This is a genomic window from Planococcus sp. A6 (genome assembly GCF_028823615.1).
Classification (GTDB): Bacteria; Bacillota; Bacilli; order Bacillales_A; family Planococcaceae; genus Planococcus.
The window spans coordinates 1-11,838 of sequence record NZ_JAPEHT010000103.1 but is presented as its reverse complement, the minus strand read 5'-3'; the positions used below and the strand labels follow the sequence as shown (position 1 = coordinate 11,838).

Genomic DNA, 11,838 nt, shown 5'->3' with positions numbered 1-11,838 from the left:
TTAATTCATTTTCAATTGTTCAAGCTCTGCAAGGAATTTCGTATTCAATACTTTGATATACGTACCTTTCATGCCGAGTGAACGCGATTCGATGACGCCAGCACTCTCAAGTTTACGGAGTGCATTAACGATGACCGAACGCGTGATGCCGACACGGTCAGCAATTTTAGATGCAACAAGCAAACCTTCGTTGCCGTCTAGTTCTTCGAAGATATGCTCGATTGCTTCAAGTTCGCTGTATGAAAGCGAGCTGATCGCCATTTGAACAACAGCTTTGCTGCGTGCTTCCTCTTCGATGCGGTCGCCTTTTTCACGGAGGATCTCCATGCCGACAACTGTCGCGCCGTATTCGCCAAGGATCAAATCGTCGTCGCCGAACTGGTCGTTAACGCGTCCTAGCAACAAAGTGCCAAGGCGTTCGCCGCCGCCGATGATCGGAACGATCGTCGTCAAGCCGTTTTTGAATAGTTCGCGCTCTTCCACTGGGAAGATTGTGTGCTCACTGTTCACATCCATGTTAGCGGATGTTTCTGTAACGTTCGAAAGGTTTTGTGTGTATTCGACCGGGAATTGGCGTTCTTCGAGCATGTTCTTCATGCGCTCGTTTTCGATCTGCTGGTTGACAGCATAGCCAAGTACCTTCCCTTTGCGGCTGACAACGAAGACATTTGCTTCGATGACTTCGCTCAATGTTTCAGCCATGTCCTTAAAGTTTACCGGCTTGCCGGCTGCTGCCTGCAGCATAGAGTTAATTCGTCTTGTTTTTCCCAATAAATTCATAATTATGAACCTCCTACATGATTCGTACGTATTTCGCACCGTTTATTCAATATTCTAAAGGTTTTTACACTTTAATGAAACCAATACGCCTTGTTCTACAAGATAAATTGTGACAAATCTTTGTTTTTCGCCACATTTTCAAGTTTTTCGTTGACGTATTGAGGAGTGATATCGATTTGGGCAGGTGAAATCTCAGATGCCTCAAATGATAGGTCCTCCAATAAGCGTTCCAATATTGTATGAAGTCGGCGAGCGCCGATATTATCCGTCTGTTGATTTACTTCATAAGCAATTTCCGCAAGTCTGACGATTGACGCATCAGTAAAGTGTACCATAACTCCCTCTGTTTCGAGAAGGGCTTTATACTGATTGAGCAAGGAATGTTTCGGTTCCGTCAAAATTTTCACGAAATCATCGACTTCCAGCTTGGTCAATTCGACGCGGATCGGGAACCGGCCCTGCAATTCCGGGATCAAGTCGGATGGCTTCGACATATGGAATGCACCGGCTGCGACGAACAGCATATAATCGGTCTTCACCGCTCCGTATTTCGTCGATACAGTTGAACCTTCGACAATCGGCAGGATGTCGCGCTGGACCCCTTCCCTCGATACATCGGCAGAGGAAGTGGAACTTTTGCTGGCGATTTTGTCCATTTCATCGATGAAGATGATGCCATGCTGTTCAGCGCGGCGAATCGCTTCGGACGAGATTTCCTCGCTATCGACCAGCTTTTCCGATTCTTCAGCCGTCAATACGCGCCGTGCGTCTTTCACTTGCATGCGGCGCTTTTTCTTTTTCTTCGGCATCAAGGAAGACAAGGCATCCTGCATGTTTTCGCCCATCTGCTCCATTCCCGATCCTTGGAAAGCGTCAAACACGGAAGCCGTGTTTTCTGTCACTTCGACTGTTACCCACTCGTCTTCCAACTTGCCCGCTTTCAGGTCAGCGGCAATTTCGCGGCGCTTGACGCGCACTTCCACTTCAGCTTCCGGATCTTCCTCTTCCTGCTCTTGTTTTTGGCCGAAGAACATTTCAAGCGGATTTTGCGCAGTCTGCTTTTTCTTCATCGACGGCGCCAGCAATTTCACAAGGCGGTCGTTGGCAGAGGATTCTGCGCGTTCTTTTACGGCTTCGTATTTTTCTTCTTTGACGATGCGCACGGATGCTTCCACTAAATCACGGACCATCGACTCCACGTCGCGGCCGACATATCCGACTTCCGTAAACTTCGTCGCTTCGACTTTGATAAATGGCGCCCCGGTCAGTTTGGCGATGCGGCGTGCGATTTCCGTTTTCCCGACGCCGGTCGGGCCGATCATCAAAATATTTTTCGGGATAACTTCATCCTGCATTTCTTCATCGAGGCGGCTGCGGCGATAGCGGTTGCGCAGCGCAATTGCGATTGAGCGCTTGGCATCTTTTTGCCCGACGATGAAACGGTCCAAGTGATCGGTAATCTGCCGGGGAGTTAAATCGGTTTGTGTTTTCATTCTGACAACTCCTCCATGATAATTTGGTGATTGGTATAGACGCAAATATCTGCAGCCGTTTCAAGCGCGGATTGGGCAATTTCGCCCGCCGTTAGTTGGTCGCCTGCATATTTCTTCAATGCCCGGCCAGCCGCAAGCGCGTAATTGCCGCCTGAGCCGATTGCCAGGATCCCATCATCAGGTTCGATGACTTCGCCGGTGCCTGAGACAAGCAATAGTTCATCTTTGTTCATGACGATGAGCATCGCTTCCAGCTGTCGCAGCATTTTATCGCCGCGCCACTGTTTCGCGAGTTCGACAGCAGCGCGCTGAAGGTTGCCATTGAATTCGGTGAGCTTGCCTTCAAACATTTCAAACAGCGTGAAAGCATCCGCCACAGAACCAGCAAATCCCGTCAGTACTTCATTGTTGTAGAGCCGGCGCACTTTTTTCGCAGTATGTTTCATGACGACGGCGTTGCCGAATGTCACTTGCCCATCTCCGGCCATAGCCGATTTACCTTTATGCTTTACTGCAAAGATCGTGGTTGCATGAAATTCCTGCATGTTAAGCTTCTCCTCCTTATGCCCTTGGATGGGCTTTTAAATACGTATTGCGCAAATGGTCTTTCGTCACATGCGTATAGACTTGCGTGGAACTGAGATGCGCATGTCCCAATAATTCCTGGACCGTGCGCATGTCCGCCCCATTGTTCAATAGATGAGTAGCGAATGTGTGGCGGATCATATGGGGATAGATCGATGAATTGAGCGACGCCTTTTTCATGCATTCGTTCAGGATATGGCGGATGCCACGATCCGTCACCCCGTCCCCGCGGCTATTGACGAATAGCATCTCGTGCTCTTTCGACTTCATTAACCTTGGACGGGCCGAGTCGATATAAAGTTCCAACGCGTCGTGTGCAAACTGGCCGTAAGGGATGTAACGTTCTTTCCTGCCCTTGCCGAGCACTTTAACAATATGCATATGGCGGTCCAAATCTTTCATCTTGATCGATACGCATTCACTGACGCGCATGCCGGTCGCATACAGCAACTCCAATAATGCACGGTTCCTGAGTGACAACGCATCTTCACCCGTGAGTGAAGCGAACAGCTGCTCAAGCTCTTCCTCGTAGAAAAACTGCGGCAGCCGCTCTTCTTTCTTCGGATGGAACAGCGAACGGAACGCTGCTTCACTGAGCCCGAATTCGCGGTTGCCGTAGCGGAAAAACGACCGGATGGCGGAGATTTTCCTTGAGATTGACGTTCTGGATAATTCAGCTTCATATAGTTTCGTTACATAATTTCGCGCATGAAGGTATTCGACTTCGTGCAGATCACTCACGCCTTCTTGTTCCAGGAACAGAAAAAAACCCTCCAGATCCTGTAGGTACTGGTGGACAGTGTGGGCGGAATAATTCTTTTCCAATTGGATATAGCTCATGAACGATTCGAGCATCTGTTCTTTCGTCATCTGGCACGCCGCCTTTCAGGCAATTAAAAAAGCCTCTAAAGTATACCAATACTTAGAGGCTTTTTTCAATTAAACCGTCACTGAATTCATATAATTTTGAATTGACTCCAACGCACGGTTGGCGTGGCGTTCAGCGCGCTCCTGCTTTGACTTGATGCGTTCGCCGAGATCCGGGAACAAGCCGAAATTGATGTTCATCGGCTGGAAGTTCTTCGAATCCGCTTCAGTAATGTAACGCGCCATGCTGCCAAGTGCCGTTTCTGCCGGCAATACGACCGGCTCCTCGCCAAGTGCCAGCTTCGCCGCGTTGATGCCCGCGAGCAAACCGCTTCCCGCAGATTCCACATAGCCTTCGACACCTGTCATTTGGCCGGCGAAGAAAATGTTCGGGTCGGCTTTTAGTTGATAGGTCGGCTTCAACACGTTCGGCGAGTTGATGAATGTATTGCGGTGCATGACGCCGTAGCGGACGATTTCGACATTCTCAAGCCCCGGGATCATGCGCAAGATTTCTTTTTGCGCTCCCCATTTCAAATGCGTCTGGAATCCGACAATATTGTACAGCGTGCCGGCTGCATCGTCCTGGCGCAATTGCACAACCGCGTAAGGGCGCTTGCCGGTTTTCGGGTCTTCCAACCCGACAGGTTTCATCGGCCCGAAGGTCAAGGTCTTATCGCCTCTGGCAGCCATCACTTCGACCGGCATGCAGCCTTCGAAATAGATTTCTTTTTCGAATTCCTTAAGCGGCACGACTTCCGCTTCGACTAAAGCCGTATGGAAGCGGCGGAACTCTTCTTCTGTCATCGGGCAGTTCAGATAAGCGGCTTCGCCTTTATCGTAACGCGATTTCAAATAGACTTTGTCCATGTCGATGCTGTCTTTTTCGACGATCGGCGCTGCCGCATCGTAGAAATAGAGATATTCTTCGCCAGTCAGCTTGCGGACTTTCTCGGCAAGCGCGGGCGAAGTCAATGGGCCCGTTGCTATGATGGTGATGCCTTCCGGGATTTCCGTCACTTCTTCATTGATCACTTCGACAAGCGGGTGATTGCGGACATTTTCCGTGACCATCCCTGCAAACTCGTGACGGTCGACTGCAAGCGCGCCACCAGCGGGCACTGACGCTTTATCGGCTGCATCAATGATGACCGAATCCAGTTTGCGCATTTCTTCTTTAATGACGCCGACCGCATTGGTCAATGAATTGGCGCGCAGCGAGTTGCTGCAGACCAATTCTGCAAATTTATCCGTATGGTGTGCCGGCGTTTGTTTGACCGGGCGCATTTCATAAAGCCTGACATTGACGCCGCGTTTGGCGATTTGCCATGCCGCTTCGCTTCCTGCAAGGCCGGCACCGATTACATTTACAATTTTCGTCATGATAAAACACCTCTATATTATTATTGAACTTCTTCTTTGTAGTCGCATGCTGTGCAATTGATCTGCACGCCTTTTTTCACTTTCTTTTCGACCATCAAGCTGCTGCATTTCGGGCAAGGGCGTTCGATCGGCTTGTCCCAAGAAACGAATTCACATTCCGGATAGCGTTCGCAGCCATAGAATACGCGGCGCTTCTTGCTTTTCCGTTCGACGATCTCGCCTTCTTTACAAGTAGGGCATTTGACGCCGATATGCTTGACGATCGCTTTTGTGTTGCGGCATTCCGGGAAGTTGCTGCAGGCCATGAACTTGCCGTAGCGCCCAAGCTTGAAGACCATCGGCGAACCGCATTCCTCGCAATCTTCTCCAGCGGGTTCGTCTTTGATCTGGACTTTTTCCATTTCATTCTCTGCCACTTCGAGATCTTTGGCGAATTCTTTGTAGAAGACATCGATGATCGCACGCCAGTCTACTTCACTTTCTTCGATGCTGTCCAGATCGTTTTCCATTTTCGCGGTAAACTCGATGTTCAAAATATCCGGGAAGAAATCACGCACCAATTGATGGACAATTTCCCCAAGTTCGGTCGGGATGAAACGCTTCGCGTCGAGTGCAACATAGCCGCGCTTTTGGATCGTATCCAAAGTCGGCGCATAGGTTGACGGTCGGCCTATCCCGAGCTCTTCCAAAGTACGCACCAGGCGCGCTTCCGTATAACGCGGAGGCGGCTGGGTGAAATGCTGGTTCGGCGTAATTTCAGTCGCTTTGACTTTGTCGCCTTCCTTCATTTCAGGGAGAATATTGTCTTTTTCTTCTTTCTTATCGTCGGTCCCTTCAATATAAAGCTTCATGAAACCAGGAAACTTCACTTGAGAACCGTTGGCGCGGAAAATCGCTTCGCCATTTTGCAGCTCGGCCATCACCGTATCCAGGACAGCGGGTGACATCTGGCTCGCTACAAAACGGTCCCAGATCAATTTGTACAAGCGGTAAAGATCGCGGGACAAAATGCTCTTCAGCGATTCCGGCGTCCGGTGTACGCTAGTCGGGCGGACAGCTTCGTGGGCATCCTGCGACTTCTGGGATTGTTTGGCTGCAGGCTTCTGCGTCACATATTCTTCGCCGTATTTATCGAGGATGAAACCGATCGTATCTTGCTTGGCCGATTCGGAGATCCGTGTGGAATCCGTACGCATATATGTGATCAAACCGGTAACGCCTTCTTTTCCGACCGAGATCCCTTCATAGAGCTGCTGTGCGAGCATCATCGTTTTCTTGGCACGGAAATTCAGCTTGCGCGCTGCTTCCTGCTGGAGAGAGGATGTGGTGAAAGATGGGGAAGGATTGCGTTTGCGTTCTTTTTTGACAACGCTCTTCACAAGGAAATCCTTGCCTTTCATCGTAGCCAACACGGCTTTGACATCTTCTTCATTGGAGAGCTTCAGTTTCTTTTCGGGCGTTCCGTAAAACTGGGCCTCGAATATTTTTTTCGCTTTTTCAAACTCGCCTGTAATCGACCAATATTCTTCTGGTTCGAAATTCTTGATTTCGTTCTCGCGGTCGATGATTAGGCCAAGTGCAACCGATTGAACACGGCCGGCCGACAAGCCTTTTTTCACTTTTTTCCATAGGATCGGGCTGATGCTATAACCGACAAGACGGTCTAGGATGCGCCGTGCCTGCTGGGCATCAACCAAATCCATATCCAATTTGCGCGGTTGCTTGAATGCATCTTTTACTGCGTCTTTTGTAATTTCGTTGAACACGACACGGCAATCCGAATCGACGTCCACTCCGAGCGCGTTCGCCAAATGCCAGGCGATCGCTTCGCCTTCTCTGTCGGGGTCAGCCGCGAGAAAGACTTTTTTCGCTTTTTTCGCTTCTTTTTTCAGATCCTGTAGAATCGGGCCTTTTCCGCGAATCGTGATATAGCGGGGCTCGTAATTGTTTTCGACATCTACCCCCATCTGGCTGCGCGGCAAATCGCGCAAATGGCCGAGAGAGGCTTTCACTTTATACTTTTTTCCCAAATACCGTTCAATTGTCTTCGCCTTTGCGGGCGATTCGACAATCACCAAATAATCCGCCATTCATACTCCTCCTCATAGAGGTCTCTTCAAATTGTGTAAAGAATCACCTGATGCAAAATGTATAACAGTTTTTGGCTGATTGCAAGGCTTTTCGTCGAACCACGAGTTTTCAGCTTCTCAAGTGGCGGTATTCTTCCAGCACTTGAGCCCCGTTCCAGACGGGTTTTGCGCCTTCTGCAATTAATTTATGCGGACCGGCAGAAAGCGGGGAAAAGATATCCCCAGGAACGGCGAAGATATCTTTTCCATGGTCCAATGCGTGCTCAATGGTGCTTAAAGTTCCACTTTTCACTTCCGCCTGTGTGACGATGACCCCCTTCGACAATCCGCTGATGATGCGGTTGCGCATCGGAAAATTCCACTTTCTAGGGGGCATATACGGTGGATATTCACTCACCAGCAATTGAGTTTCTTCTATTATAAAGGACAGTTCATCGTTGATTTTTGGGTAGCGATGCAAAAAGCCGCTTCCTATGACAGCAATGGTTTTTCCGCCCGAATCGATGGCACATCGATGTGCCATTGCATCAGCTCCTTTAGCCAAGCCGCTGACGATGACAAAGCCTTCCGCCAGCAAAGGCGGAAGCAATTGTTGGATAACCGATTGCGAATAGATTTCGGCTTTTCGCGAACCGATAACCGCTATTTTCTCTGGTGCATCCAGTAAAGCGGCATCACCTTTCAAGTAAAGTACAGCAGGCGGATCGATCAAATCGTGCAAAGAGGATGGATAAAGGGGATCACGGTAAATAAGGGGGCGTATTCGCTGGTGGCCGTGCTTCAAGGCATTCGCTTTCTCCAAGGGGATTTGCATCGTTTCTGCAAGATCGACTGGGCTTCGAAAACGCAGGTATTCCAGGTCCGGGTCATCCTTCATCAAGGGAGCCAAGCGATTCAAAGGCTTTGGGTACACATAATGCAAAGCAAGCAAACGTTGAGTGAATTCATCGTTCATGACAGTCCTCCTCCATTAAAGATCAGCGCAAAAAAGCTGCGTCTACACTTATCATAGAGCTTCAGTCACAATCCGTAAATATTTTTAAAAACGGATTTGCCCTTTATTGCGATGAGTATACCGTTTATTATAATGTTCATGGAATTGCTCGACTGCTTTCAGCTCCACTTCCCCTTGCGCTTCCTTTTCGAATGCCTGGAAAATGATGCGGACAAAATTCCCCCGTCGCTCACTGCGCAATTCATCATCTGCCATCATTTCACGGAACACACCGGCTTCAATTTCTTTCAATGCACTGGAAAAATAGGAACTATGATGGATCAATTCAGGGACGCTGCCTGGCGCATCGGCCTGTAATTCCTCATGGCAAATACACCACACCGCCAATTGTTTCTCAAGCAGCCTGGTTTCCCGCAGCAAAGGGTTCGATTGAGCCAGCACATCCTTTAATATGCCGTTCGAAAAATCAAGGTACCAAAACAAGAACTTGAGCAGCTCCTGCTGGCTGTTTTGTGCAGCTGGCGCCAAATCCTGTAACTGGTCCAGCGCATCATGGCGGTCAAAACGGCGATATTCCTCGACGAGACTCTGTCGATAAATCCCCTCCACCAACTTTTCCCTGTCTATAGCTGAAAGCGTATCTTTTCCCAACACTTCCAAATGGTAAAACCCCATCACGTCCGGTAGAAACGGCACGACGAATTCATCCATAATCGTCTGTTCTTTTAATTCCTGCTTCTTGCTTTTCGTCCTATTGTTCGCAATCTTCATTCCAGAGGCCGCAGCGATTGCCCCTGCCGCTATCCCCAAGACCCATTCTGCTTCCATTCCGTGCCCTCCTACTTGCGCATGATGCTATTCATTCCATTATAGATGAGGATTGGCAAAACCCGCTGCAAATTCGCTCGATTTTTTCTTTTGATTGCCGGAAAACAAAAAATCCCCGAAACATCTAAAAAGATGTTTCGGGGATTCGTGTATTAATGCGTTTTACAAGCGTCGTAAAGGCCTTTTTCTTTGATCACTTTGATCAAAGTTTCGCCAATTACAGAAGGTGTGTCTGCAACTTCGATTCCAGCAGCGTTCATTGCTTTGATCTTGTCTGCAGCTGTCCCTTTGCCTCCGGAAATGATCGCACCGGCGTGGCCCATGCGTTTTCCTTCTGGAGCAGTCTGGCCGCCGATAAAGCCGACAACAGGTTTCGTCATGTTCGCCTTAACCCATTCTGCCGCTTCTTCTTCAGCTGTTCCGCCGATTTCGCCGATCATGACAACCGCGTACGTATCTTCATCTTCATTGAATTCCTTCAATACATCGATAAAGTTCGTGCCGTTGACCGGGTCTCCGCCGATACCGACAGCAGTTGACTGGCCGATGCCTTCTTCAGACAATTGGTGAGTCGCTTCATACGTCAAAGTACCAGAGCGCGATACGACGCCGACATGTCCTTTTTTGTGAATGTAGCCAGGCATGATGCCGATCTTACATTCGTCCGGAGTGATGACACCCGGGCAGTTCGGTCCAACAAGACGTGTTTTCTTGCCTTCCATATAGCGCTTCACTTTTACCATGTCCAATACTGGAATGTGTTCAGTGATGCAGATTGCCATATCCAACTCAGCTTCTGTTGCTTCAAGAATTGCGTCAGCAGCAAAAGGAGCCGGCACATAAATTACAGATACATTGGCACCTGTCGCTTCTACGGCATCTTGAACTGTATTGAAGACAGGTACGCCTTCAACTTCAGTTCCGCCTTTGCCTGGTGTTACACCCGCAACGATTTTTGTTCCGTATTCAAGCATTTGCTTTGTGTGGAAAAGGGCAGTTGACCCTGTAATTCCCTGTACAAGCACTTTTGTGTCTTTATTAATGTATACGCTCATTTTTGTCCCTGCCCTTCTTTAGCCTACAAGTTCTACGATCTGTTTCGCGCCATCTGCCATAGTGCCAGCAGCTACGATGTTCAGACCTGATTCGTTCAGCAGTTTTTTACCAATTTCTACGTTTGTGCCTTCAAGACGGACGACTAATGGCACTTCCAGGCTGACTTCTTTAGCCGCTTGGATAACGCCTTCCGCAATGATGTCGCACTTCATGATTCCGCCGAAAATGTTAACGAAGATTCCTTTGACATTCTTATCAGAAAGAATGATCTTGAAAGCTTCTGTTACTTTCTCAGCGGTGGCACCGCCCCCAACGTCAAGGAAGTTAGCGGGTGAGCCGCCGTAATAGTTAATCGTATCCATTGTTGCCATAGCAAGGCCGGCACCGTTAACCATACAGCCGATGTTTCCGTCCAAAGAGATGTAGCTCAAGTCATACTTGGAAGCTTCGATTTCTTTAGCATCTTCTTCGTCGTAATCGCGCATTTCCATGATGTCCTGATGACGGTAAAGAGCGTTTGCATCGAAGTTGAACTTCGCATCCAAAGCTACTACCTGCCCGTCGCCTGTAACAACCAATGGGTTGATTTCAACGATTGCTGCGTCTTTTTCCACATAAGCCTGGTAAAGGCCTAGCATCAATTTCGCGGCTTTGTTGACAAGCTTAGCCGGGATGTTCATGTTGAATGCCATGCGGCGAGCCTGGAAGCCAGTCAAACCGACAACAGGATCGATAGCTTCATAGAAGATACGCTCCGGTGTGTTTGCTGCCACTTCTTCGATGTCCATGCCGCCTTCTTCTGATCCCATCAAGTTGACTAGGGAAGTTTCACGGTCAAGAACCAATCCAAGATAGTATTCTTTCTCGATGTTGCTGCCCGCTTCGATGTAAAGGCGTTTAACTTCTTTGCCTTCTGGGCCTGTCTGATGCGTTACGAGGACCTTGCCAAGCAATTCCTTCGCATATTCACGCACTTCGTCCAAGTTTTTCGCCAGCTTGACGCCGCCTGCCTTGCCTCGTCCACCTGCGTGGATTTGGGCTTTAACAACGACAACATCCGAACCAAGTTCTTTCGCTGCTTTGACTGCTTCTTCAGGTGAAAAAGCAACATGGCCTTCTGGTACTGATACGCCATATTGTTTCAGGACCTGTTTTCCCTGATATTCATGGATATTCATCTGTCATCCTCCAATCAAACATCTGTCTCTTAATTTTATTGCCTCTACCATTGTATTAAAGTTGCCACAGAATGTCCACAGCTGACAGCCACTCTGCATAAAACTTCGAATTTTCTATCTCTTACGGTCTTTCAGCCATCGATTTTACTGGCTCAAAGCTCTTGCGGTGGATTGGGCATGGGCCATGAGCTTCAAGCGCCGCGAGATGGTCTTTCGTACCGTATCCCGCATGCTTCGAAAACCCGTATTGTGGATACATCTCGGCATAGTCATCCATTAGGTCATCGCGGCCGGTCTTTGCCAGGATCGATGCAGCGGCGATGCATAAACTTTTCGCATCGCCTTTGATGATCGCTTCAGAAGGCATTGAAAGCGTCAACTTCATGGCATCCGCCAACACGACATCAGGTGGCGTGCCCAAATTGTTTGCTGCTGCTTCCATCGATTGTTTTGTCGCTTGGTAAATATTCAGCCGGTCGATGGCTTCAGGCGGCTGGATATGGACTGACCAACTGATCGCCTGTTGCTTGATGAGCTGCGCTAATTCGTTGCGCTTCGCTTTCGCTATTATTTTTGAATCGTCCAATCCGATGAACGCGCTGCAATCTTCCGGCAAGATGACA

Annotated in this window: 11 protein-coding genes; all 11 read right to left on the bottom strand. The window is 48.9% G+C overall.

Annotated elements, in window-relative coordinates:
- A complete protein-coding gene (gene codY, locus ON064_RS13860; RefSeq protein WP_121297659.1) occupies positions 1-780 on the bottom strand; it encodes a GTP-sensing pleiotropic transcriptional regulator CodY in 780 nt (259 codons plus the stop codon).
- Positions 781-875: 95 nt separating this feature from the next.
- Positions 876-2,273, bottom strand: coding sequence for an ATP-dependent protease ATPase subunit HslU (hslU, locus tag ON064_RS13855; protein ID WP_274625224.1), 1,398 nt, complete (start codon positions 2,271-2,273; stop codon positions 876-878).
- Entirely contained in the window at positions 2,270-2,818 is a 549-nt protein-coding gene (gene hslV, locus ON064_RS13850; protein WP_058380455.1) for an ATP-dependent protease subunit HslV, read from the bottom strand. The genes hslU and hslV overlap by 4 nt, the downstream gene beginning before the upstream one ends.
- A gap of 16 nt (positions 2,819-2,834) precedes the next feature.
- On the bottom strand, positions 2,835-3,728 hold the full coding sequence (gene xerC, locus ON064_RS13845; RefSeq protein WP_058380454.1) for a tyrosine recombinase XerC: 894 nt from the start codon (positions 3,726-3,728) through the stop codon (positions 2,835-2,837).
- Between the two features lie 69 nt (positions 3,729-3,797).
- On the bottom strand, positions 3,798-5,108 hold the full coding sequence (gene trmFO / locus ON064_RS13840) for an FADH(2)-oxidizing methylenetetrahydrofolate--tRNA-(uracil(54)-C(5))-methyltransferase TrmFO (protein ID WP_058380453.1): 1,311 nt from the start codon (positions 5,106-5,108) through the stop codon (positions 3,798-3,800).
- A 20-nt stretch (positions 5,109-5,128) separates the two neighbouring features.
- Positions 5,129-7,198, bottom strand: coding sequence for a type I DNA topoisomerase (gene topA / locus ON064_RS13835; protein WP_058380452.1), 2,070 nt, complete (start codon positions 7,196-7,198; stop codon positions 5,129-5,131).
- Positions 7,199-7,307: 109 nt separating this feature from the next.
- Positions 7,308-8,153: a DNA-processing protein DprA gene (gene dprA, locus ON064_RS13830; RefSeq protein WP_274625223.1), complete on the bottom strand. Its 846-nt coding sequence runs from the start codon at positions 8,151-8,153 to the stop codon at positions 7,308-7,310.
- 84 nt (positions 8,154-8,237) lie between these two features.
- Positions 8,238-8,981 carry a hypothetical protein gene (locus ON064_RS13825; RefSeq protein WP_274625222.1) on the bottom strand — a complete coding sequence of 248 codons (744 nt, stop codon included), beginning with the start codon at positions 8,979-8,981 and terminating at the stop codon, positions 8,238-8,240.
- Positions 8,982-9,133: 152 nt separating this feature from the next.
- The gene (sucD, locus tag ON064_RS13820) at positions 9,134-10,036 is read right to left on the bottom strand and encodes a succinate--CoA ligase subunit alpha (protein WP_101190528.1); all 903 of its coding nucleotides are present in this window, start codon (positions 10,034-10,036) and stop codon (positions 9,134-9,136) included.
- An 18-nt stretch (positions 10,037-10,054) separates the two neighbouring features.
- Entirely contained in the window at positions 10,055-11,215 is a 1,161-nt protein-coding gene (sucC, locus tag ON064_RS13815; protein ID WP_058383573.1) for an ADP-forming succinate--CoA ligase subunit beta, read from the bottom strand.
- A gap of 121 nt (positions 11,216-11,336) precedes the next feature.
- Positions 11,337-11,838, bottom strand: a 502-nt coding sequence (locus tag ON064_RS13810) for a ribonuclease HII (RefSeq protein ID WP_274625221.1), incomplete at its 5' end; no start/stop codon positions are given.

Coding starts and splice junctions, on each gene's coding strand:
- topA (WP_058380452.1), bottom strand. CDS start 7,198: ATGGCGGATTATTTGGTGATTGTCGAATCGCCCGCAAAGGCGAAGACA.
- trmFO (WP_058380453.1), bottom strand. CDS start 5,108: ATGACGAAAATTGTAAATGTAATCGGTGCCGGCCTTGCAGGAAGCGAA.
- dprA (WP_274625223.1), bottom strand. CDS start 8,153: ATGAACGATGAATTCACTCAACGTTTGCTTGCTTTGCATTATGTGTAC.
- hslU (WP_274625224.1), bottom strand. CDS start 2,273: ATGAAAACACAAACCGATTTAACTCCCCGGCAGATTACCGATCACTTG.
- xerC (WP_058380454.1), bottom strand. CDS start 3,728: ATGACGAAAGAACAGATGCTCGAATCGTTCATGAGCTATATCCAATTG.
- sucD (WP_101190528.1), bottom strand. CDS start 10,036: ATGAGCGTATACATTAATAAAGACACAAAAGTGCTTGTACAGGGAATT.
- codY (WP_121297659.1), bottom strand. CDS start 780: ATGAATTTATTGGGAAAAACAAGACGAATTAACTCTATGCTGCAGGCA.
- sucC (WP_058383573.1), bottom strand. CDS start 11,215: ATGAATATCCATGAATATCAGGGAAAACAGGTCCTGAAACAATATGGC.
- ON064_RS13825 (WP_274625222.1), bottom strand. CDS start 8,981: ATGGAAGCAGAATGGGTCTTGGGGATAGCGGCAGGGGCAATCGCTGCG.
- hslV (WP_058380455.1), bottom strand. CDS start 2,818: ATGCAGGAATTTCATGCAACCACGATCTTTGCAGTAAAGCATAAAGGT.